General features: G+C 59.0%; 17 protein-coding genes. 8 read left to right on the top strand and 9 right to left on the bottom strand.

Annotated features, from left to right (window positions below):
- Window positions 1-22: 22 nt before the first annotated feature.
- Together ptsP and ACZ47E_RS15370 are read right to left on the bottom strand one after the other, a co-directional pair.
- On the bottom strand, window positions 23-2,290 hold the full coding sequence (gene ptsP / locus ACZ47E_RS15375; RefSeq protein WP_035210705.1) for a phosphoenolpyruvate--protein phosphotransferase: 2,268 nt from the start codon (window positions 2,288-2,290) through the stop codon (window positions 23-25).
- A 174-nt stretch (window positions 2,291-2,464) separates the two neighbouring features.
- Entirely contained in the window at window positions 2,465-3,742 is a 1,278-nt protein-coding gene (locus ACZ47E_RS15370; protein WP_006698035.1) for an aspartate kinase, read from the bottom strand.
- 390 nt (window positions 3,743-4,132) lie between these two features.
- On the opposite strand from ACZ47E_RS15370, the gene ACZ47E_RS15365 reads away from it, so the two are divergent.
- The gene (locus ACZ47E_RS15365) at window positions 4,133-5,980 is read left to right on the top strand and encodes a DEAD/DEAH box helicase (protein ID WP_004437989.1); all 1,848 of its coding nucleotides are present in this window, start codon (window positions 4,133-4,135) and stop codon (window positions 5,978-5,980) included.
- A 292-nt stretch (window positions 5,981-6,272) separates the two neighbouring features.
- On the opposite strand, the gene ACZ47E_RS15360 is transcribed toward ACZ47E_RS15365, so the two are convergent.
- Together ACZ47E_RS15360 and nspC are read right to left on the bottom strand one after the other, a co-directional pair.
- Window positions 6,273-7,511 carry a saccharopine dehydrogenase family protein gene (locus ACZ47E_RS15360; protein ID WP_004437987.1) on the bottom strand — a complete coding sequence of 413 codons (1,239 nt, stop codon included), beginning with the start codon at window positions 7,509-7,511 and terminating at the stop codon, window positions 6,273-6,275.
- Between the two features lie 59 nt (window positions 7,512-7,570).
- Complete coding sequence (gene nspC / locus ACZ47E_RS15355; RefSeq protein WP_278067671.1) at window positions 7,571-8,668, bottom strand: carboxynorspermidine decarboxylase; 1,098 nt, start codon at window positions 8,666-8,668, stop codon at window positions 7,571-7,573.
- 277 nt (window positions 8,669-8,945) lie between these two features.
- Here nspC and ACZ47E_RS15350 point away from each other — a divergent pair, with 277 nt between their 5' ends.
- The 3 genes from ACZ47E_RS15350 (at window position 8,946) to galE (ending at window position 10,887) form a co-directional block, all read left to right on the top strand.
- On the top strand, window positions 8,946-9,290 hold the full coding sequence (locus ACZ47E_RS15350; protein ID WP_004437983.1) for an ElaB/YgaM/YqjD family protein: 345 nt from the start codon (window positions 8,946-8,948) through the stop codon (window positions 9,288-9,290).
- A gap of 4 nt (window positions 9,291-9,294) precedes the next feature.
- Window positions 9,295-9,732 carry a hypothetical protein gene (locus ACZ47E_RS15345; RefSeq protein WP_004437980.1) on the top strand — a complete coding sequence of 146 codons (438 nt, stop codon included), beginning with the start codon at window positions 9,295-9,297 and terminating at the stop codon, window positions 9,730-9,732.
- 171 nt (window positions 9,733-9,903) lie between these two features.
- Window positions 9,904-10,887, top strand: a complete 984-nt coding sequence (gene galE / locus ACZ47E_RS15340) for a UDP-glucose 4-epimerase GalE (RefSeq protein WP_004437978.1) — start codon at window positions 9,904-9,906, stop codon at window positions 10,885-10,887.
- 97 nt (window positions 10,888-10,984) lie between these two features.
- Here the strand turns inward: galE and ACZ47E_RS15335 are convergent, their stop codons facing one another.
- Window positions 10,985-11,560 (bottom strand): PRC-barrel domain-containing protein, encoded by a 576-nt coding sequence (locus tag ACZ47E_RS15335; RefSeq protein ID WP_004437975.1) that lies wholly within the window; start codon window positions 11,558-11,560, stop codon window positions 10,985-10,987.
- Window positions 11,561-11,792: 232 nt separating this feature from the next.
- Here ACZ47E_RS15335 and ACZ47E_RS15330 point away from each other — a divergent pair, with 232 nt between their 5' ends.
- Window positions 11,793-13,517, top strand: a complete 1,725-nt coding sequence (locus tag ACZ47E_RS15330; protein ID WP_137069806.1) for a sensor histidine kinase — start codon at window positions 11,793-11,795, stop codon at window positions 13,515-13,517.
- Window positions 13,518-13,774: 257 nt separating this feature from the next.
- On the opposite strand, the gene ACZ47E_RS15325 is transcribed toward ACZ47E_RS15330, so the two are convergent.
- On the bottom strand, window positions 13,775-14,764 hold the full coding sequence (locus ACZ47E_RS15325; protein WP_034500236.1) for a sensor histidine kinase: 990 nt from the start codon (window positions 14,762-14,764) through the stop codon (window positions 13,775-13,777).
- Window positions 14,765-14,860: 96 nt separating this feature from the next.
- Complete coding sequence (locus tag ACZ47E_RS15320; protein ID WP_004437964.1) at window positions 14,861-15,655, bottom strand: response regulator; 795 nt, start codon at window positions 15,653-15,655, stop codon at window positions 14,861-14,863.
- Window positions 15,656-15,793: 138 nt separating this feature from the next.
- On the opposite strand from ACZ47E_RS15320, the gene ACZ47E_RS15315 reads away from it, so the two are divergent.
- Together ACZ47E_RS15315 and ACZ47E_RS15310 are read left to right on the top strand one after the other, a co-directional pair.
- Window positions 15,794-16,000 (top strand): NepR family anti-sigma factor, encoded by a 207-nt coding sequence (locus ACZ47E_RS15315; protein WP_004437962.1) that lies wholly within the window; start codon window positions 15,794-15,796, stop codon window positions 15,998-16,000.
- Window positions 16,000-16,566, top strand: coding sequence for a sigma-70 family RNA polymerase sigma factor (locus ACZ47E_RS15310; protein ID WP_004437960.1), 567 nt, complete (start codon window positions 16,000-16,002; stop codon window positions 16,564-16,566). Before ACZ47E_RS15315 ends, ACZ47E_RS15310 begins: the two co-directional genes overlap by 1 nt.
- 64 nt (window positions 16,567-16,630) lie before the next feature.
- Here the strand turns inward: ACZ47E_RS15310 and ACZ47E_RS15305 are convergent, their stop codons facing one another.
- Window positions 16,631-17,101, bottom strand: a complete 471-nt coding sequence (locus ACZ47E_RS15305; protein WP_278067672.1) for an Lrp/AsnC family transcriptional regulator — start codon at window positions 17,099-17,101, stop codon at window positions 16,631-16,633.
- Between the two features lie 175 nt (window positions 17,102-17,276).
- Here ACZ47E_RS15305 and putA point away from each other — a divergent pair, with 175 nt between their 5' ends.
- The gene (gene putA, locus ACZ47E_RS15300; RefSeq protein WP_278067673.1) at window positions 17,277-20,951 is read left to right on the top strand and encodes a trifunctional transcriptional regulator/proline dehydrogenase/L-glutamate gamma-semialdehyde dehydrogenase; all 3,675 of its coding nucleotides are present in this window, start codon (window positions 17,277-17,279) and stop codon (window positions 20,949-20,951) included.
- Between the two features lie 43 nt (window positions 20,952-20,994).
- On the opposite strand, the gene ACZ47E_RS15295 is transcribed toward putA, so the two are convergent.
- Window positions 20,995-21,822 (bottom strand): ABC transporter ATP-binding protein, encoded by an 828-nt coding sequence (locus ACZ47E_RS15295; RefSeq protein WP_464017007.1) that lies wholly within the window; start codon window positions 21,820-21,822, stop codon window positions 20,995-20,997.
- Window positions 21,823-21,829 lie beyond the last annotated feature (7 nt).

Here is a 21,829-nt window from a genome sequence, read left to right as displayed (position 1 = left end):
TCCAATTATGAAACAGTTCTTTTTAAACGGGAATGGAATGCGTCGCCGCAAAGCGTAACAACACCTCGCGCGCGCTTTCCAGCGAATTATGATCATCCAGCGCCGCGTTCAACTCTTCGGCAAGACTTGCGGCATCGAGCCCGAGCAGCATGGCCTTCACGGGGCCGATCGCCGTCGGCGACATGGAAATCGAACGGAATCCAAGCCCGATAAGAGCCATTGCCGAAAGTGGCTTGCTCGCCATTTCACCGCACAGCGTAACCGAAGTCTGATGCCTTTCGCCCGCCCGCACGATATCGCGAAGCATGCGCAGGAACGGCTTGCCGAGATTGTCGAAGCGATCCGAAACACGGGCGTTGCCGCGATCCACAGCCATCGAGAACTGGAAGAGATCATTCGAACCCACGGAGACGAAATCCACCTCCTGCATCAGCTCATCGAGCTGCCACATCAGCGCCGGCACCTCCAGCATGGCGCCGAACTGCAGCTTTTTCGGCAGCGCATGGCTGAATTTGGAAAGATGCTGTACTTCCTTCTGCAGCAGGTCGCGTGCAGCGCGGATTTCGGATACCTCCGTCACCATCGGCAACATCATGCGCAGTTCTGCACCGGAAGCGGCACGCAGAAGCGCGCGCATCTGCGTGCGCATCAGCCCCGGCCGGTCGAGCGACAGGCGGATCGCCCGCCAGCCGAGCGCCGGATTTTCCTCCTCCTGGCCGCGCATGTATGAAACGACCTTGTCGCCGCCAATATCCAGCGTGCGGAAGGTAACGCTCTTGCCCTTCGCCTGCCGCAGGACGGAGCGGTAGAAGGCCTCCTGTTCCTCACCCTTCGGCATGTTGGAAGCGATCATGAATTGCAGCTCGGTACGGAACAGTCCAATGCCATCGGCACCCGATTCATCCAGCTGCGGCAGATCCACCAAAAGACCAGCATTCATCTTGAGGTTGACCTTCTGGCCATCCTTGGTGATCGGTTCGACATTGCGAAGTGCGCGGAACTGCTCCTGCCGGCGGGCACGCAGACGCACTTTTTCCTCATAGGCGCGTTGCAGATCCGACATCGGACGCAAATGCACCTGGCCGTCATCGCCATCGATGATGATGGGATCGTTGTTTTCGGCAAGCGCGACAATGCCCGTCGCCTGCCCGATAACCGGAATGCCCATGGCGCGGGCCACGATGACGACATGGCTGGTCACCGCGCCATCTTCCAGCACCAGACCACGCAGTTTTTCGCGCGGATAATCCAGGAGTTCGGCCGCCCCCATGGCGCGGGCCAGCACGATGGCATCAAGCGGGAAATCCTGTTCCGGACCACGACCGCCAAAACCGATGAGCTGCCGAAGCAGCCGGTTGGCGAGATCGTCGAAATCATGCATGCGTTCGCGCAGATAAGGATCGGTGAGACGCATCATGCGCGCCTTGGTATCGCTCTGTACTTTCTCGACCGCCGCTTCCGCCGTCAGGCCGTTGCGGATCGCTTCTTCCATGCGTCGCACCCAGCCCTGATCGTGGGCGAACATGCGGTAGGTCTCGAGAACCTCGCGGTGCTCGCCTTCGGTCGGTACGTCACGGCGCTGCAGCATGTCATCGATGGAGAGCCGCAGCGAGCCGATAGCATCGGCAAGGCGACGGATTTCCGTGTCCGCATCTTCGTTCAGCAGGTTGGTAACGACAATGCGCGGATCGTGCAGCACCACATGGCCAAGACCGATGCCTTCGCCATAGGCGTCGCCGTCGATGGAGACGGCACGCGTCAGGTCCAGCTCGACACCGGGGCGTGTGATCTTCTTCAACTCGCCGCTCGCCACTATTTCAGCGATAAGCATCGCGGTTGTCTCGAGCGCTTCAATTTCATCCTCCCGGTATGTTCGGCTGGCCTTGTTCTGGACCACAAGAACGCCAAGAGTGCGACCGGAGCGCAAAATTGGCACGCCGAGGAAGGAATGATAAATTTCCTCACCGGTTTCAGGAAGATAGCGGAATGCGGGATGCGCCTGCGCATCGGAAAGATTGAGCGGCTGGGCGGAAGCGGCAATGGTGCCGACAAGACCCTGCCCCATTTTCAGCTGGGCAAGATGCACGGCATCCTTGTTGAGACCTTCCGTCGCATAAAGCTCAAGCACGCTGTCGGAACGCAGCACATAGACCGAGCAAACCTCCGCCACCATGTTGCCGGCGATCTGACGGACGATCTGGTCAAGGCGGTCCTGCGGTTCAAGGTGCTCCGCCATCATTTCGCGCAGCCGCTTGAGCAGGACGCGCGGACCTGCGGAAAGGTCTCTCATCGCGTTTGCTCCCCGACGCTTCCGATCCGAATGTCATAATATTCGGGAATCAAAACGTCATTTAAAAATTTATAGCGCGAGAAGCGCGTCCCGCAAGGGACACGCTTTCATGAAACGCCACATCGGAAGAACGCAACTCCGAAGAATCGGAGCATCGGGAACCGATGTCTCGGCTTAGCTCTTATCGAGGCCGTAAGCAGAATGCAAAGTGCGAACTGCAAGTTCGGCATAGGCGCCATCGATCAGGATCGAAATCTTGATCTCCGACGTGGTGATCGCCTTGATGTTGATGTTCTTCTCGGCCAGTGCCTTGAATGCGCTGGCGGCAACGCCCGCGTGGCTGCGCATGCCAATGCCGATAACCGAAACCTTGGCGAGGCCGGTTTCGTTCTGGGCAACGTCGAAGCCGATCTGGGCCTTGTTGTCATCGAGAACCTTAAGCGCCTTGGCAACGTCGCCCGAAGGAACGGTAAAGGTCATGTCGGTGCGCGAACCGTCTTCGGAAATGTTCTGCACGATCATGTCGACATTGATGTGCGCTTCCGCCAGAGGCCCGAAGATCGCGGCGGAGACGCCCGGACGGTCGGCCACGCGGCGCAGCGAGATCTGTGCTTCATCCTTGGCATAGGCGATGCCGGTTACGACTTCCTGTTCCACGATTTCATCCTCGTCACAAATCAAAGTACCGGGCGGGTTGATGAGGTCGCCCATGCCCGGCGCATCGGGATCCTCGAAACTGGAGCGAACGAAGGTGCGCACCTTGTGTACCATGGCAAGCTCGACCGAGCGGACCTGCAGGACCTTGGCACCGAGCGACGCCATTTCGAGCATTTCCTCGAAGGCGATCTTTTTCATGCGGCGAGCCTTGGGCTCGATGCGCGGATCGGTCGTGTAGACGCCATCGACATCCGTATAGATGTCGCAACGATCCGCCTTCACGGCAGCGGCAATGGCAACGGCCGAGGTGTCGGAGCCGCCGCGGCCAAGCGTTGCAATGCGGTTATCGGGACCGATGCCCTGGAAGCCGGCAACAACGGCAACCTGGCCCTCGCCCATGCGTTTCACGATATCCGAGCCGTCAATCTCGAGAATGCGGGCGGCGCCATGCGCATTATCGGTGCGGATCGGGATCTGCCAGCCCTGCCAGGAGCGCGCATTGATGCCCATGGATTGCAGCGTGATCGCCAGAAGACCTGACGTCACCTGCTCGCCGGATGCGACAACCGCGTCATATTCGCGCGCATCATAAAAGGAGGCGGCATTGCTCCCCGTAATCTTTGCTGCGTTCTGCACCCAGTCAACCAATTCGTTGGTTTTACCGGACATGGCGGAAACGACCACGGCCACTTCATGGCCGGCATCCACTTCGCGTTTCACATGCCGGGCGACATTGTGAATGCGTTCGAGGTTCGCGACGGACGTGCCGCCGAATTTCATGACAATGCGAGCCATAGCCTTGACCAGTACCATCCCATTTTCCCGCCGGCTCTTTCACAAGACGGACGGACAAGAACAAACCCAGTCGGCTCTTCCTGACAAAGAGCCTCAAGTTGCGGGTCTCTTAGCGAAAAGGCGGGGGCCACGCAATGCCGTTTATGAACCATGCGGTACGCCTTTTTCGGGAGCCTGAACATGCAACAATGGCGCACTGACGCGCCGGCGGGATAAAGCACCCGCAAAAGAGCGTACCGCGGTGCACTGTACAAATCGGCCCATTCGCAGTATGAGCGCGGCAATGCAACCGGCCAGATGGCCGAAATGGCCTGTATCGGCTGCCCCGGAGACTTTAGGATCTATTGGTTTCGGGCGGATGCGGGCAGCTTCATATCCGAAAGACGGTAGATGACAGACACCCAGGGTATCGCCCCGGCGATCGCGCAGGCGTTGGAAAAACGCGGCTATAAAGATTTGACCCCCGTGCAGCAGGCCATGCTTGCGCCGGAACTTGCCGACAAGGACGCGCTGGTTTCCGCGCAGACCGGTTCCGGCAAGACCGTTGCCTTCGGCATCGCGCTTGCGACCACGCTGCTGCGTGACAACACCCGTTTCGGCCAGGCCGCCGCACCCCTGGCGCTTGCCATCGCCCCCACACGCGAACTGGCCATGCAGGTCAAGCGCGAGCTGGAATGGCTTTACGAATTTGCCGGTGTCTCCATCGCCTCCTGCGTCGGCGGCATGGATATCCGCAATGAGCGCCGGGCGCTGGAGCGCGGTGCTCATATCGTCGTCGGCACGCCCGGCCGTCTCTGCGACCACATCAAGCGCAATGCACTCGATCTCTCATCGATCCGCGCTGTCGTGCTCGACGAAGCCGACGAAATGCTCGACCTCGGCTTCCGTGAAGATCTTGAATTCATTCTGGAGGAATCGCCCGAAGATCGCCGCACGCTGATGTTCTCGGCCACCGTGCCGCGCAGCATCGCCAAGCTGGCCGAAAGCTACCAGAAGAACGCCGTGCGCATCGCCACCGCTTCCGAACAGAAGCAGCATGTGGATATCGAATATCGCGCGCTTCTGGTTTCGCCTTCCGATCGCGAGAACGCCATCATCAATGCGCTGCGCTTTTACGAAGCCCGCAACGCCATCGTGTTCTGCTCCACCCGCGCCGCGGTGAACCACCTGACGGCCCGCCTGAACAATCGTGGCTTCTCCGTCGTGGCTCTCTCCGGCGAACTGACGCAGAACGAGCGTACACATGCCCTGCAGGCCATGCGTGACGGCCGCGCCCGCGTTTGCGTGGCGACAGACGTTGCCGCCCGCGGCATCGACCTGCCCGGCCTCGAACTCGTCATCCATGCCGACCTGCCGACCAATTCCGAAACACTTCTGCACCGCTCGGGCCGCACCGGCCGCGCCGGTCAGAAGGGCGTCAGCGCCATCGTGGTGCCGGTCAGCCAGCGCCGCAAGGCCGAGCGCCTGCTCGAAGGCGCCAAGGTCAGCGCCGCATGGGTACACCCACCCTCCGTTGAAGAGATCGTCGAGCGCGACGGCGCCCGGCTTCTGGCCGATCCTACGCTGAGCGAAGCAGTGGCGGATGACGAACGCGATTTCGTGACCAAGCTGCTGGAACAGCATGGCGCGGAAAAAGTCGCCGCTGCCTTCGTGCGCCTTTATCATGCAGGACGTTCGGCACCGGAGGACATTTTTGAAGTCGCGCTTGATAACACCCGCAAGCCGCGCCGCGACAGTTTCGAAACGGTCGAAAACAACGCTCCGCGCCGTGACAGGTCCGATTTCTCCGACAGTGCCTGGTTCTCCCTGTCTGTCGGTCGCAAGCAGAGTGCGGAACCGCGCTGGCTTATCCCGATGCTCTGCCGTTTCGGCAAGATCACCCGCCAGGATATCGGCGCGATCCGCATGCAACAGACCGAAACCTTCGTGGAACTGGCAGCCGACGCCGTCGACCGCTTCACCTCCGCCATCGGCAAGGACATGACGCTCGAAAAGGGCATTCGCCTGAAGGCGCTTGAGGGCAAACCCGAGATGACCGGCGGCTTCCGCGAAGACACGCGGCCGGCCAAGGCCCAGCGGAAGTTCAGCAAGTCCGACAACGCGAGCGCCCCCCGCGATGATCGCAAGGGCGAAGACAAGCCCTGGAAAAAGAAAAAGCCCTTTGGCGACAAGCCGAAATATGAGGGCAAGAAGGACAAGCCATTCGAAAAGCGTGGGCCAAAGCCGACAAAGGGCTGAGGACGCCCTTCGTTTTTAGCTCTTGCAAGAAAATGGGTCCCTTTTTGTGGGACCCAAGCCGGTCGACGACCTCCTCCGTCATGCCGGACCTGATCCGGCATCCAGCCACGACGCGTCTGCGTCGTGAGAAGACCCTTTTGCGATCAAAGACTTGATCGCGCTAGACCCCGGATCAAGTCCGGGGTGACGGAGTGGGGATGCGAAAATTTTGCAATCGATTCAGGTCGACAGATTCAGCAAAAAGCCCCGCTTTCGCGGGGCTTTCTATTTAACGCAATCACAACACCGACAATCAGAATTCGAGCGCGCGATCGCCGTTTTCGTCCTTGATGCGGTTCGGAAGACCGATCTTGTTCAGAAGGTTCAGGAACGGCTTCGGTGGCAGTTCTTCAACGTTTGCCATCTGCTTCACATCCCATTCGCCCGTCGCTATCAACATGGCGGCAGCAACCGGCGGAACGCCGGCTGTGTAGGAAATGCCCTGCGAGCCGACTTCTTCATAGGCTTCCTTATGGTCAGCCACATTGTAGATGAAAACTTCGCGTTCCTTGCCGTCCTTGATACCCTTGACGATATCACCAATGCAGGTTTTGCCGACATAATCGGGCGCCAGCGAAGACGGATCGGGCAGCACGGCCTTGACCACCTTCAGCGGCACGACTTCCAGACCTTCAGCCGTCTTGACCGGCTTTTCGGAGAGCAGCCCGAGGTTCTTCAGCACGGTGAAGACATTGATATAGTGATCGCCGAACCCCATCCAGAAGCGGACATCAGCGCCGTCCATGTTCTTGGACAGCGAATGCACTTCGTCATGGCCGGTCATATAGGCCTTCTGCTTGCCGACGACAGGCAGATCGAATTCCTGGCCGACTTCGAACATCTGGTTGGTCTGCCACTGGCCATTCTGCCAGGAATAAACGACCCCGGTGAACTCACGGAAGTTGATTTCCGGATCGAAGTTAGTGGAGAACCAGCGGCCATGGCTGCCGGCATTGATGTCGACGATATCGACCGAGGTGACCTTGTCGAAATACTCATCCTTGGCAAGACGCGCATAGGCGTTGACGACGCCCGGGTCAAAACCGACACCGAGAATGGCAGTAATGCCCTTCTCCTTGCATTCTTCAGCACGCTTCCACTCGTAGTTTCCATACCACGGCGGCGTCTCGCAAATCTTGGTGGGATCCTCGTGGATCGCCGTATCCATATAGGCAACACCCGTGTCCATGCAGGCACGAAGAACGGACATGTTGACGAAAGCCGAACCGACGTTGATGACGATCTGTACGCCGGTCTTGTTGATCAAGGCTTTCGTCGCCTCGATATCCATCGCGTCAAGCGCATGGGCCTCAAGTTTCACATCTGTCTTGAGGCTCTTCTTTTCGCGTACGGACTCGACAATCTTGCGGCACTTTTCCAAAGTCCGTGACGCAATATGAATGTCTCCCAATACATCGCTGTTCTGGGCGCATTTATGCGCCACGACCTGTGCTACGCCACCGGCGCCGATGATCAGAACGTTCTTCTTCATTTCAGGTGATGCCTCCTTTTCCCCGCAGGGATGAGCTTCGTTGGATGTTGAAACAGGGTTTAAGACAGGCTTTGCTCGAAATCGGCAAAGTCGAATTCACGGACGGCGCGAACCGAGCCGTCGAGTTCCTTGATGGCGATCGTCGGCATCTTCACGCCGTTGAACCAGTTTTTCTTGACCATGGTGTAACCGGCTGCGTCCTGGAAGGAGATGCGGTCACCCACTTTCAGCTCCTTGTCGAAGCGGAAATCGCCGAAAATATCGCCAGCGAGGCAGGACTTGCCGCAAACCATATAGGGATGTTCGCCCTCGTTCGGCGATACCTTGGCGCTCTCACGATAGATCAGAAGATCGAGCATGTGCGCTTCGATGGAGCTGTCGACGATAGCGAGGTTCTTGCCGTTGAACAGCGTGTCGAGAACCGTCACTTCGAGCGTCGTGCTCTTCGTGATCGAGGCTTCGCCCGGCTCGAGATACACCTGCACACCGTATTTTTCTGAGAAGGCACGCAGACGGTCGCAGAACTGGTCGAGCGGGTAATCGTCGCCAGTGAAATGAATGCCGCCGCCGAGGCTGACCCATTCGGCACGCGACAGCAGCGATCCGAATTTTTCCTCGATCTGCGTCAGCATGCGGTCGAACAGGGCAAAATCGCTGTTTTCGCAGTTATTGTGGATCATGAAACCGGAAATGCGATCCATGACCTTGTCGACCTTGGCAACATCCCATTCGCCAAGGCGGCTGAACGGACGTGCGGGATCGGCGAGATCGAAGCTCGAGGAGCTGACCTGCGGATTGAGGCGCAGACCGCGCGTGATGCCGGACGCCTTGTCGGCAAAGCGCTCCAGCTGGCCGACGGAATTGAAGATAATCTTGTCGGCATTCGCAATCACCTCGTCGATCTCGTAATCGGCATAGGCAACGGAGTAGGCGTGGGTTTCACCGCCGAATTTCTCGCGGCCAAGACGGACTTCATAAAGCGAGGAGGAAGTGGTGCCATCCATATATTGCGACATGAAGTCGAACACCGACCAGGTGGCGAAGCATTTCAACGCCAACAGCGCCTTGGCACCGGATTTTTCCCGCACATAGGCAATCTTCTCCATGTTGCGAAGAAGTTTTGTCTTGTCGATGAGGTAATATGGCGTCTGCAGCATCTCGTTTCACATATTGATTGAAGTCAAGGTCGGTCTTGGATGATGGGCCTTATATGATGCTTGTTACAGGAAAACAAATGTCCGGGGGCTAATTCCTTAAAAATGAGGCGCGTCGAGCGGGACGAAGAAAACACATGACGTTGCGGAACCAAGTCGGTGTCGCTGCGTTTCAATCACGGACAGGCGGGTAATTTCTACCGCCGTAATGAAAGTCAAGCGGCGTCAGTCATGGACATGTCGCCATCTCCATCAACGATGTTCAAGAAGGACTTCACTCATGGCAAGCGTGCGTAGCAGCGTTAATGACAAGATCCAGCAATCCCTCGAAAGCGGTGATGCAGCCGATGTGGCCGCGCAGCTCGCCCAGCTTCGCGAAGATCTGGCAAATCTTGCCAAGAGCGTGAAGGCGCTTGGCGTCGGTGCTTCGCATGAACTGAAAGCTCAGGCCGCCCGTGTTGCGGACGATGCCATCTCCGCATCGAGCGACATGGCGGATACCGTGCGCAACGAGATTTCAACGCTGAATGACAATCTGACGGACCAGGTCCAGCGAAACCCGCTCCAGTCGCTCGGCATCGCGGTCGGCGTCGGTTTCGTTCTTGCCCTCCTGACACGTCGATAAGCTCATGCTTGAGGCATTGCTGGTCTATCTGGGGGAGACCCAGCGTGAAGGGCGTGTCGTCACGAGACGACTGCGCTCTGTCATCATATTATCGGTGCTGGCGGGAATATTTTTCCTGATAGCCTTCGTGGCGGCCGTTGTAGCCGGATCGATTTACCTCGCCCGGCACGTCGGCGCAGGCCCTGCAGCGCTGGTCGTCGCCGGATCCGCGTTTCTGCTTGGAGTCATCATGCTTGTGGCGCTCGCCATCCTGAAGCGTCCAAGGGTCTATGCAACAAGGCCGGTCACGCCACTCGCCGCCGCAGCGCCGCTGACGGCGGCGCCGCTTGCTCTTCAGTCGTTGCTTTCACTCGCGATACAGGCGCGCCCCTATGCGACACTTGCCGTCGCCGTCGCAGCCGGGTTTCTCGCCACGAGAGCAGGTACAAAAAAGACCAAGTAACTTCTTGGCTCGCCAGCGACACCAACCGCGCATCCGGCCCATGGATGCGCGGTTTTTTTTATGTTACCCGCGAAGGATAGACTGGTTGATGGCGCACTGCGTCACGCCGCCCTTATTTAAACAAAGTAACATACAGTCTCGGCGCATCCGTAATTTTTTGAAAGGCAATTGATGAAGAAGAAAGTCCTTGTCGTCGGTGGTGCCGGCTATATCGGTTCGCACACGTGCCTTCTCCTCTCTGAAAGAGGGTATGAACCCGTCGTTTTTGACAATCTCTCCAACGGGCATGAGGAATTCGTCCGCTGGGGGCCTTTCGAACAGGGCGATATTCGCGACCGGGCGCGGCTGGACGAAGTCTTCGCCAAACACCGGCCGGAGGCGGTTCTGCATTTCGCGGCACTGATCGAGGTCGGTGAATCGGTCAAGCAGCCCGTGGCTTTCTATGACAACAACGTCATCGGCTCGCTCAACCTGCTTTCGTCCGCCATCGATGCCGGTGTCAATGCCTTCGTATTCTCCTCCACCTGCGCCACCTATGGTCTGCCGGAACAGGTCCCGATCGACGAAACGCACCGGCAGGCGCCGATCAACCCCTATGGCCGCACCAAATGGGTGGTCGAGCAGGCGCTGAAGGATTACAGCGCCTATAAGGGGCTACGCTCGGTAATGCTGCGCTACTTCAATGCCGCAGGAGCTGATTTCGAAGGCCGCATCGGCGAATGGCACAAACCGGAAACCCATGCGATCCCGCTGGCCATCGAGGCCGCACTCGGCCGGCGTCAGGGTTTCAAGGTATTTGGCACGGATTACGACACGCGCGATGGAACCTGCGTGCGCGACTACATCCACATTCTCGATCTCGCCGACGCCCATGTGCGTGCAGTGGATTATCTGCTGGCGGGCGGGGAAACCGTGGAACTCAACCTCGGCACCGGCACGGGCACAACGGTCAAAGAATTGCTGGCAGCGATTTCGGAAGTCTCCGGTCGGCCCTTCCCCGTCGAATATACCGGGCGTCGGGATGGCGATTCGACAACACTGGTGGCAAATAACGAAAAGGCGAAAGAGGTTCTGGGCTGGGAACCGCGCTATTCTCTTTCCGATATCATCAAATCCGCCTGGGCATGGCATTCGTCGCGGAACGCGGGTGAATAAACCAGTCAGTTGATAAAAAGACACCGGCCGACGGCCGGTGTCTCCCGCGGGACGGCGGATGGCGCCTGTTCCCGCTCCTGCCTCCCAGGTATGGGATTTACGGCTTTGTCGCCGAAGTGGTGGTGCTGTCGGGTGCCGCCGGGGTTGCCGCGTTCTGCTCGCTGGTCTTCTGCTCCAGCGTCTTGAATTCCGGCGCTGCCTTCAGCGTTTCCGCGGTTTCGGTCGTCGTCAGGCGAATGGTGCCGTCCTGCGCGTTGCGCGTCATCGTCACCTTGTCCATGGGAACGGCCACGTCCTTGGCGCCGATACCCAGGAAGCCGCCAACACCGATCACCGCTGCAACCAGACCGCCGTCCTGTTCCATGATGAGGTTCGTCACATTGCCGATGCTCTCATCGGCCGCTGTGTAGACAGACTTGCCGATATAGTCATTGGCGCTGATTTGCGTTTCGCCCTGCTCCGTCAGATAGGCTCCGCCGGTGGTCGTGGCTGCGCTGTCATTGGCCGAGGGTGCTGCAGGAGCCATGGGCGTCGCTGGCGGCGTCGCCGGTTCAGTCTGTGCGCTCGGATTTGCCGGCGCGGGCTGCGTCGTGCCCTGAGCGATGGCAAGCGGCGCGAAAGCCGTCGTGCCCATGAGGGCGGCGGTGACGAGGATCGTAAGTTTCTTTGCCATTTCGTACCTTCCTTTCATCGTTCTCAACTGGCCGGCGGAAACATTTTTCCGCTCTTCGACCGGTTCGACTGGCAAACGGCATGGTTGTCCAAATAGTTCCGATTTTTTCAATCACGGCTTTGGGAGATGTCGTGAACCACAACAACCAAAGGTAAGAAATCAGCCATTGCCAATGGGGTATGGCGCGGTATTATCCATGTCGTAACAAAGGGATAAATGCCGGAGTTTTTATATGCCTCGACCCGGCAACAGACTGAAGAACATGATCTCGGCTTTGCGTCGGCGTAGCGCGAATTTTTTCCCGACCGCCTCCATCGGCACCTATCTGGTGGTGATGGCGACCGTCATCACTTTGCCGCTGATCCTTTTCGTCGGCTACTTGATGCTCCGCCTGGAAGCGGAAAAACGCGACGACCTGCAGCGCGAGACGATCGAGGATGTACGGGTCGTCAGTCGCAACATCGATCGCCGTCTGCAGGAAATCGCCACCTCGCTTAATCTGCTGTCGCAATTTCCCGAACTCGAAAGCGGCAATCTCGCCGCCTTTCAGGGACGCGTAGCAGACAGCCTGAAACGGGAGGGTCTTTATGCCATTCTTGCCACCAAGGATGGCCAGCAGCATCTCAACACCCGTGTGCCCTTCGGCAAGCCTCTCGGCAAGGTGCCGGTCGAGGCCGATCTCGCCAAAGCGATAGAATCCCGCCGTATAACGGTATCGAACATTTTTTTCGGCTCAACCAGCAAGGAATGGGTGTTCAACGTTACCATGCCGCTCGATCCGGAACTCGGGTCTGCCGGAGACGCCCTCATCCTGACGCAGAACGCCAGTGACCTGAGCCGGCTCATCTCCACCGAGAACCTGCCGCGAAACTGGGCGGTCGCTATCATCGACGGCACCAATCGTGTCGTTGTATCCACCGCTCCTGACGAGGCGGCGATTGGCAAACCGTTCGTCACCCCGGCCATACTCTCCGAAATGCAGGCCTTCAGCGGCAATTTTTTCGACGGCAAGGGCAATCTTTACGCCTATGCGCAATTGCCTGGCTGGCAGTGGAAAACCGTCATGTGGGGGCCGCTTGCCGCAAGTCAGGCTGCGCTGGTCGATACCTGGCGGCAGATGATGATCGGCAGCCTGGTACTCGTTTTGATTGCTATAGGCGGCGCCTATCTGGTGGGGCGGCAATTGCGCAGCTCGATCCGCGACCTGACCCTCATGGCCGAGCGCATTGGTGAAGGTGAGATCGTCGCGCCGGTGGACACCAAGATAAAAGAGGCCAATCAGGTGGCCATCGCGCTTTCAAACGCCTCCTTCGACAGAAGCCAGTCAGAAGAAAGGCTGCAATTGCTGCTGCATGAGCTGGTGCACCGCTCCAAGAACATTCTCACGCTTGTTCAGGCGATGATACGGCAACTGGGCCGCGAGAATAAAAGCATTCCGGAATTCCAGAAAGAGGTGGACCATCGCCTGCGCGGCCTCGGCATGTCGATCCGGGCCTTGGCGGAAGTTCAGTGGCAGGGCTTGCCAATCCGGAAACTGATCGAGACCCACCTCGATGTTTTTGGCACGGTGGCAGAGCGTTTTGTTCTGGCGGGAGACGATTTCATGCTCTCGCCCGAGGCCGCGCAGAATTTTGGCCTCGTCGTGCATGAGCTTACCACAAATTCCATAAAATACGGCGCTTTGTCCGCGCCCTCAGGCAAAATTACTGTCCGTTGGAAATCGGTTGAAAAAGACGGGCGGCAGATGCTTCATCTTGTATGGACCGAAACGGGTGGCCCCCCGGCGCAGGAGCCCAGCCGCAAGGGTTTCGGGACTACGGTCATCAAGAGGCATGCGGAAGGCGCTTTCGGAGGGAATGTGACAACGGAATATCGTGAAAGCGGTTTCGAATGGGCGCTGGAGGCGCCGATGCGTTACTTCACGCCCAAACGATCCGATCAGGCGGGCTCCCACTAACTAATCGGACCCGCAAAAGTGACGATAAATCGTGAACCGCAAAAAATATACATTTTGCTGGAACCGAATCTCGCCAGGTGTGTTTTTAATGCAGGCCAAGCAATTCCCCCGTCCCCGCCTGAAGCTTGGCCCAGTATAAACGGGTTTCGCCCCTGAAAACCCGTCATTGAAATAGCACGGCTCTCTCTGAGCCGTGCTTTTTTAATGTCTTCTGTAGTGAAAGGCGGCCGAGACGTCCGTCCGGCCGCGTGCGTCGCTTACATATCTGCGACGTCGCCCGAGGGGAATTTCAGCCGATAAACAATGCGCTCCGGAGTAAGCTCATATTCGGCACTTCCTCCCAGAGCGGAGGGAACCACCTTTTCCAGCACGACGCTGCCAAAACTGCCGCGCCTTGCCTCCACCGGTTCCTTCGACGGCGTCATCGGCTCGTTCCATTCGACTATATAGAACTCCCCCTCCTGCCGGCATTGCAGAGATATTGGCGGGTGATAGGCGAGATTGCCGCTGTGGCTGACAGTGTTGACAACAAGTTCGTGAAAGGCGAGCCCGATATAGAGCGCGCCGTTCGGATTGAGCAGCAGGTTTTCGCCCTCCATATGGATGAGGTTCGGATATTCAGGCACATAGAGATCGAATTGCTGGCGCAGCAGCTCGAATATACGTGCCCCCCGCCAATCGGAATCGGTGATGAGATCCTGGCTTTGGGCAAGCGCATGCAGGCGCCCCCGGAATTTGCGCAGGAAATCATCCTTGGTGAGACTGAAACGGGCCGTCTGGCCCGCAAGGCTCTGGATGATCGCCAGCAAATTCTTGGAACGGTGACTGACTTCGCGCAGCAACGAACGCAGAAGTTGCTCGCGTCGCCGTTCCGCCGTCACTTCCCGGATGGTGGTTTTCATCACCATCTGGTTCATCTGATTCAAAGTTGAGTGCACGTGGAACTGGAAGACTCGATCATTGCCCGCGCCCACTTCCAGCATGCCGCGACTGCCAGCCGCGCCCATGTCTTTCTTGAGCTCGGCCAACCGCCCGGACAAATCCTTTCCGAACAGATTTTCATCAGTTGGAGGGGATTCAGCCGGCAGCTTCCAGACATCCGGAAGATTGGCCACGAATATGTAGTCACGGTTGCGGTCCTGGAGCATGACTGTCTCACCCGAATCGAGCAAGGCAAGGACGAGCGAATCGTGAAGTTCGCTTTCGTCCCTCTCCGCGTTATGCCACGCCAGCCGATGCAAATTCATCTCCTTGCAGAAAGTCGCGGGGCAGCCCCACGACCGTAACCGCCAACGCCCGGGCACCAGAGAGGTTCCCGGTCAGCGTGCGGTTTCGGCAAAATCTCACGCCGCGACGCGCGAGCTTTCGTTGAAAAACAGGGCCTGGCTGATGAGCGCTTTCACCATGTCCGGGTTGAAGGGCTTCGTTACGAGGAATGTCGGCTCGGGCCGTTCACCCGTCAAAAGACGCTCCGGGAAAGCCGTGATGAAGATTACCGGGAGGGTGGTCATCTGAAGGATGTCCTTCATCGCATCGAGACCGGAGCTGCCGTCGGCGAGCTGGATGTCGGCCAGGATCATCTTCGGCTGGGTACGATGGAAGAGATCGAGCGCTTCCGTGTGCGTGCGGGCGATGCCCGTCACACGATGGCCGAGATCGGTGACCATCTGTTCGATATCCATGGCGATCAGCGGTTCATCCTCGATGATCATGATATCGGTCGCCACCTGCCGGGCGATTTCAGACGCTGCCTCGTCGATGAGCTTACCGACCTGGTCTTCGGATACCCGCAGAACCTCCGCCGTCTCCGAAGGCGAGAACTCCTCGACGGTTGTCAGGAGGAAAGCCTGGCGGGCAAGTGGCGGCACGGCGGACAAATTGGCGGAAGCGCGTTTTTCCCATCCAGACAGGTTTTCGTCGGCCTTAATATTGATCGTGACGGAACTAAAGATCGATACGAACAATTGATAGAGCGAAACACGATCGCTGCTTGTCTGCGGAAAGATGCTGATATCGGCGATCAGCGCTTCGAGTGTAGCCGCAACATAGGCATCGCCCGTTGATTGTGAGCCGCAAACGGCACGCGCGAACCTGCGCAGATATGGCAGGTGCGGTGCGATGCGTGTAGAAACTGACATGGAATTCTCCCCTTTCATGCGGTCTGCAACGCAAACCCAAGATAGCAACGTGCACATCGCAAAAAAAGTTCCGAACCACCGGAACTATTTTTTTCGCCGCGCATTCTTTGCCATGACAAAAAAGGAATACCGGACGTTATGAGCATATTTCAATCGGACCAAGATCAGCCGGATAATCCGGCCGCCCCCCAGGTCCCGCACTCAGGGCGGGCGGTGATTTCCCGTAAGCTCAGGGAGCTTTATGATGCCGTTCAGGACGAAGGCATCCCTGACAAATTCCTCGACCTTCTCGAAAAACTCGATGAAGCGGAAAGCAGAGCCAAAATCAAGGCTTTGGAGGAATGATGGCGAAAGAGCCGGAGCAGACAGAATACAACTTCAAGCGCGAGATGCTGGCAGCACTGCCCAACCTTCGCGCCTTCGCAATTTCGCTGATCCGTTCGAGGGACCGGGCCGACGACCTCGTGCAGGACACGATCATGAAAGCCTGGGCGAAACAGGACAGTTATCAACCCGGCACCAATATGCGCGCCTGGCTGGTAACGATCCTGCGCAACGAGTTTTATAGCCAGATCCGCAAATCCGGCCGCGAGGTGCAGGACACGGATGGTGTCTATACGTCCCGCATGTCGGTCCCGCCGGAACAGCATGGCTCGGTGGACCTTCAGGATTTCCGCGCAGCGCTCGCGAAATTGCCCGACGACCAGCGTGAAGCCATACTGCTGATCGGAGCTTCCGGCTTCGCCTATGAAGAGGCGGCGGAAATCTGCGGATGCCCTGTGGGCACGATCAAGAGCCGCGTCAGCCGTGCAAGGTTGCGCCTGCAGGAACTGCTGGGCATCGAGAATGAAAACGAGTTCGGTCCCGACGCGCAGATGACAGCCGTCACCGCCGCTGCAACGGCGCGCTGAGAGGACTGGACGCAGAAGGTAACGAACGGGCAGACGCGAGTCTGCCCGTTTTTTCGTCTTCTTTTTAGATGCCGGTTTCCTTGACGGACTGCATGACCACAAAGGTCGACGTGTTAGCGACAGACGGCAGGCTCGAGATTTTTTCGCCCAATACTCTTCTGTATTTGCGTATGTCGCCGGTGCGGACCTTCAGGAGATAATCGAAGGCGCCGGCGATCATGTGGCATTCTTCTACTTCCTTGATCTTGCGTACCGCAGTGTTGAACTCCTCCAGTGCCTTTTCCCGAGTATCGGACAGCTTGACCTCGGCAAAGGCGATATGGTCGACGCCGAGTTTCTGCGGATTGAGCATGGCGCGGAAGCCGAGAATATAGCCCTCATCCACCAGTCGCTTCAGCCGCGTCTGGCAGGGTGTCTTGGAAAGACCTACCTTTTTCGACAGCTGCAGCACGGACATGCGCCCATCCTCGCTGAGCGCCTCGAGAATCTTGAGGTCGAAGTCATCCAAACCGTCTGTTTTCTGACTATTTGCCATTCATTTTCACGCCGAATTGGGACAATAAAAGTTCGTATTGCCTGTTTTATGCTAAAAATAAGGCCATAGCAATTTTCGCGGCAATGATATTGTGAGCGTAGGGATGACGAGCGGCGGGCTGAGGACACGCTGCCGCCGGCAGTCTGTCTTCAACAGCGTTTTCAGGATTTTCAGAATGGCCGATGGTGCAAGCAACGCCGGTGTAGTGACGAGTGGTATTTTCCAGAATTTTGCGCCGCCGGTGCGTGAGCAGACCCTGCTGCGCAAGGCGATCACTGCCGCCTATCGCCGTACCGAAGAAGAATGCATGGCGCCGTTGATCGAGGCGGCGACGGTGACGGCAGAACAGGCGAAAGCCATTCGCGAGACCGCTCGCAAACTGATCGAAGCATTGCGCGCCAAGACCAAGGGCACCGGCGTCGAAGGGCTGGTCCAGGAATATTCGCTTTCCAGCCACGAGGGTGTTGCGTTGATGTGCCTCGCCGAGGCCCTGCTGCGCATCCCCGACACCGCCACCCGCGATGCGCTGATCCGCGACAAGATCGCTCGCGGCGACTGGAAATCCCATATTGGCGGCGGCCGCTCGCTCTTCGTCAATGCCGCCACCTGGGGTCTCGTCATCACCGGCAAGCTTACCTCGACGGTGAACGATAGCGGCCTCTCGGCGGCGCTGACCAAGTTGATCGCCCGGGCTGGCGAACCCGTCATCCGCCGCGGCGTCGATATGGCGATGCGCATGATGGGCGAGCAGTTCGTGACCGGCGAGACGATTGGGGAAGCGATCAAGCGTTCCAGGCCGCTGGAAGAACAGGGCTTTCAGTACTCCTACGACATGCTGGGCGAAGCCGCGACCACCGCAAAGGATGCGGAGCGTTATTACAAGGATTATGAAAACGCCATCCACGCCATCGGCAAGGCCTCTGCCGGGCGCGGTATCTATGGCGGTCCGGGCATTTCCATCAAGCTTTCAGCGCTGCACCCACGTTATGCGCGCGCGCAGGCCGAACGCGTCATGGCAGAGCTTCTGCCCCGCGTGAGATCACTGATGCTGCTTAGCAAAAAATACGATATCGGCCTGAATATCGACGCTGAAGAAGCGGACCGGCTGGAATTGTCGCTTGATCTTCTGGAAGAACTGGCGCTGGACAAGGACCTTGCCGGATGGAACGGCCTCGGTTTCGTGGTGCAGGCCTATGGCCGCCGCTGCCCGTTCGTTCTGGATTACATTATCGACCTTGCCCGCCGTTCGAACCGCCGCATCATGGTGCGTCTTGTCAAGGGCGCCTACTGGGACGCCGAAATCAAGCGCGCGCAGGTGGAGGGGCTGGAAGACTTCCCGGTCTTTACCCGCAAGGTGCACACCGATGTCTCCTACATTGCCTGCGCCCGCAAGCTGCTCGCCGCGCGCGATGTGATATTCCCGCAATTTGCGACCCATAATGCGCAGTCCATGGCGACGATCTATCATCTTGCCGGTCCAGACTTCAAACTTGGCGACTACGAGTTCCAGTGCCTGCATGGCATGGGCGAACCGCTTTACAGCGAGGTTGTCGGCAAGAGGAAGCTCGACCGGCCGTGCCGCTTCTACGCCCCGGTCGGCACCCATGAAACGTTGCTGGCCTACCTCGTCCGCCGCTTGCTGGAGAACGGTGCCAACTCCTCTTTCGTCAACCGCATTGCCGATCCCGCGGTGCCGGTGGATTCCCTGCTGGAAGACCCGGTCGCCATCGTCAAGGCCCATAACGTTCCCGGCGCACGTCACGACCGCATCGCCGCCCCTGCCGACCTGTTCGGGCCGCAACGTAAAAATTCCGCCGGCCTCGATCTCTCCAGCGAAACGACACTCGCTGCTCTCGACAAGGTCCTGAAGGCGGGGGCATCGGCCGAGTGGAAAGCGGCCGCGCCGCAAGCGGGCGGCGCAACGCGGCCGGTTCTCAACCCGGGCGACCACAATGATATCGTCGGATACGTCACCGAACCGACTGAAGCTGATGTGGAAGCGGCCATGCAGCGCGCGGCGTCCTCGAACTGGCCGTCCACCCCTGTGGAAGAGCGCGCCGCCTGCCTGGAGCGCGCCGCCGACGCCATGCAGGCCGAAATGCCCGATCTGCTCGGCCTTGTCATGCGCGAGGCGGGAAAATCCATGCCGAACGCCATTGCCGAGGTGCGCGAGGCCATCGACTTCCTGCGTTATTACGCAGCGGAAGCGCGCAGGAATTTCGCGGCCGGCGAAAAGCCGCTCGGCCCGGTCGTCTGCATCAGCCCATGGAACTTCCCGCTCGCCATCTTCATCGGTCAGGTGACGGCGGCGCTGGTGGCCGGTAATCCGGTTCTGGCAAAGCCTGCTGAAGAGACCCCGCTCATCGCCGCCCAGGGCGTGCGCCTGCTGCATGAGGCGGGCGTTCCGCAAGACGCTGTGCAGCTTCTGCCGGGCGACGGCAAGACGGGTGCAGCACTCGTCGGCTCGCCGCTGACGGCAGGCGTCATGTTCACCGGCTCCACGGAAGTGGCGCGGCTCATTCAGGGGCAGCTTGCCGGCCGGGTTCTGGCGAATGGCCAGCCGGTACCGCTGATTGCCGAAACCGGCGGCCAGAATGCCATGATCGTCGATTCCTCTGCTCTTGCCGAACAGGTCGTCGCCGATGTCATTGCTTCCGCCTTCGACAGTGCCGGTCAGCGCTGCTCGGCGCTGCGCATTCTCTGCCTGCAGGAAGATGTTGCGGACCGCACACTGACCATGCTGAAAGGCGCGCTGCATGAGCTGCGCATCGGCCGCACCGATCGACTCTCGGTTGATGTCGGCCCGGTCATCACCGCCGAGGCCAAGGGCATCATCGAAAAACACATCGAGGACATGCGTTCGCTCGGTCACCGCATCGAGCAGATCACACTTGCGGGAGAAACCGGCAAGGGCACGTTCGTGCCGCCGACCATCATCGAGATGAAGTCCCTTGCGGATCTGAAACGCGAAGTTTTCGGTCCGGTGCTGCATGTCATCCGCTTCAAGCGCGACAATCTCGACCGGCTGATCGATGAGATCAACGCCACCGGTTACGGCCTGACCTTCGGTCTGCACACACGTCTCGATGATACCATCCAGCACGTGCTCTCCCGTGTCGCGGCCGGCAATCTTTATGTGAACCGCAACATCATCGGCGCAGTCGTCGGCGTACAGCCGTTTGGCGGACGCGGTCTTTCCGGCACGGGCCCCAAGGCGGGCGGCCCGCTCTATCTCGGGCGCATGACGCAAAAGGCACCGAAGATCGACCGCATCGCCAGCCAGCAGGATCAGGCCGCCGTCGATCTCGCTCGCTGGCTTGACGAAAACGGCGAGACGGTCGCGGCGGAAGCCGCAAGGCAGGCCGCGGCGCTTTCCGGCCTTGGCTTCGAGACCGAACTGGCAGGCCCTGTCGGTGAGAGAAATGTCTATGCGCTGCATCCGCGCGGAAAGGTTTTGCTGGTCCCGGCAACAGAACAGGGGCTTTACCGCCAGCTCGCGGCAGCGCTTGCGGCCGGAAATGCGGTTGTCATTGACAACGCGTCGGGGCTTGAAAAGTCGATCTATGGCTTGCCGGCAACCGTCACCTCGCGCATCGTCTGGGCGGATGACTGGGCAAAGTCAGGGCCCTTTGCCGGTGCGCTGGTTGAAGGCGATGCGGAGCGTGTGGTTGAGATCAACAGGAAAATCTCGGCTCTTTCCGGTCCGCTGGTTCTCGTTCAGGCCGCTACCACGGAAGCGCTTTCCGGGGAAAGCCAGCCCTATGCGCTGGACTGGCTGGTGGAAGAGGTCTCCGTCAGCGTCAACACCACCGCCGCTGGCGGCAATGCCAGCCTGATGAGCATTGGCTAAAACATGGGGCGGCAGGGTCTTGGCCCTGCCGCGACACCCATTATTACCCTGGAACCTCTCCCCGGCCGAAGAGCTGGTTCAGAACCTGCTCTTCCAGTCTCGCAAACTCCGCCGTGCCATGGCGGCGCGGACGCGGCAGCTTCACATCGAGGTCGAGTGCGATGCGGCCCTCATCGATGACGACGATGCGATCGGCGAGCGCCACGGCCTCGGAAACATCATGCGTGACGAGCACGGCGGTAAATTTCTGCTTGCGCCAGATGCGCTCCAGCAAAAGCTGCATTTCGATGCGCGTGAGCGCGTCGAGCGCGCCGAGCGGCTCATCCAGCGCCAGGATCTGCGGATGGGCGACAAGCGCCCGCGCCAGCGCAACACGCTGCTTCTGGCCGCCGGAAAGCACATAGTGCCATTCCCCTGCCCGGTCTTTCAGTCCCACCTCTTCAAGAATGGCAAGCGCCTGCTCCTGCGCCGCTTCGCCCTTGGCGATACCGGTCAATCCCACTGAAACGTTATTTGCGATACGCTCCCACGGCAGAAGACGCGGCTCCTGAAACATCATGCGGGTGCGGCTTGAGGCATCCTTAGAGACGGTTCCGGTCGTCGGCGTGTCGAGGCCGGCCAGAATACGCAAAAGCGTACTCTTGCCACAGCCGCTCTTGCCGATGATGGCCAGAAACTCGCCTTGCCGCACATCGAGATCGATGCCGCGCAGAACCGGCTTGTCGCCGAAGCTCTTCGTGACGTTGCGGAAGCTGAAGGCAACCTTGCCTTCGGTCGATTTCGGGCCGGGTTCGATCTTTGCCTCCGCTCCTGGCGGCGGGGATGGCTGGGCATCAGGGCGTCTCAACGTCGTCACATTACCGGTCGACATGGGTTAC

The sequence above is a fragment of the Agrobacterium sp. 5Ca39 genome, assembly GCF_055382365.1.
The sequence above is the reverse complement of the archived record's forward strand: the minus strand, read 5'-3'. Positions and strand labels throughout refer to the sequence as shown.

What these genes read in the sequence shown, in the direction of transcription:
- nspC (WP_278067671.1), bottom strand. Translation starts at nt 8,668, where the DNA reads ATGCTGCAGACGCCATATTACCTCATCGACAAGACAAAACTTCTTCGC.
- ACZ47E_RS15325 (WP_034500236.1), bottom strand. Translation starts at nt 14,764, where the DNA reads ATGAATTTGCATCGGCTGGCGTGGCATAACGCGGAGAGGGACGAAAGC.
- galE (WP_004437978.1), top strand. Translation starts at nt 9,904, where the DNA reads ATGAAGAAGAAAGTCCTTGTCGTCGGTGGTGCCGGCTATATCGGTTCG.
- ACZ47E_RS15320 (WP_004437964.1), bottom strand. Translation starts at nt 15,655, where the DNA reads ATGTCAGTTTCTACACGCATCGCACCGCACCTGCCATATCTGCGCAGG.
- ACZ47E_RS15350 (WP_004437983.1), top strand. Translation starts at nt 8,946, where the DNA reads ATGGCAAGCGTGCGTAGCAGCGTTAATGACAAGATCCAGCAATCCCTC.
- ACZ47E_RS15370 (WP_006698035.1), bottom strand. Translation starts at nt 3,742, where the DNA reads ATGGCTCGCATTGTCATGAAATTCGGCGGCACGTCCGTCGCGAACCTC.
- ACZ47E_RS15335 (WP_004437975.1), bottom strand. Translation starts at nt 11,560, where the DNA reads ATGGCAAAGAAACTTACGATCCTCGTCACCGCCGCCCTCATGGGCACG.
- ACZ47E_RS15310 (WP_004437960.1), top strand. Translation starts at nt 16,000, where the DNA reads ATGGCGAAAGAGCCGGAGCAGACAGAATACAACTTCAAGCGCGAGATG.
- ACZ47E_RS15330 (WP_137069806.1), top strand. Translation starts at nt 11,793, where the DNA reads ATGCCTCGACCCGGCAACAGACTGAAGAACATGATCTCGGCTTTGCGT.
- ACZ47E_RS15315 (WP_004437962.1), top strand. Translation starts at nt 15,794, where the DNA reads ATGAGCATATTTCAATCGGACCAAGATCAGCCGGATAATCCGGCCGCC.
- ACZ47E_RS15305 (WP_278067672.1), bottom strand. Translation starts at nt 17,101, where the DNA reads ATGGCAAATAGTCAGAAAACAGACGGTTTGGATGACTTCGACCTCAAG.
- ACZ47E_RS15360 (WP_004437987.1), bottom strand. Translation starts at nt 7,511, where the DNA reads ATGAAGAAGAACGTTCTGATCATCGGCGCCGGTGGCGTAGCACAGGTC.
- ACZ47E_RS15295 (WP_464017007.1), bottom strand. Translation starts at nt 21,822, where the DNA reads ATGTCGACCGGTAATGTGACGACGTTGAGACGCCCTGATGCCCAGCCA.
- ACZ47E_RS15365 (WP_004437989.1), top strand. Translation starts at nt 4,133, where the DNA reads ATGACAGACACCCAGGGTATCGCCCCGGCGATCGCGCAGGCGTTGGAA.
- ACZ47E_RS15345 (WP_004437980.1), top strand. Translation starts at nt 9,295, where the DNA reads ATGCTTGAGGCATTGCTGGTCTATCTGGGGGAGACCCAGCGTGAAGGG.
- ptsP (WP_035210705.1), bottom strand. Translation starts at nt 2,290, where the DNA reads ATGAGAGACCTTTCCGCAGGTCCGCGCGTCCTGCTCAAGCGGCTGCGC.
- putA (WP_278067673.1), top strand. Translation starts at nt 17,277, where the DNA reads ATGGCCGATGGTGCAAGCAACGCCGGTGTAGTGACGAGTGGTATTTTC.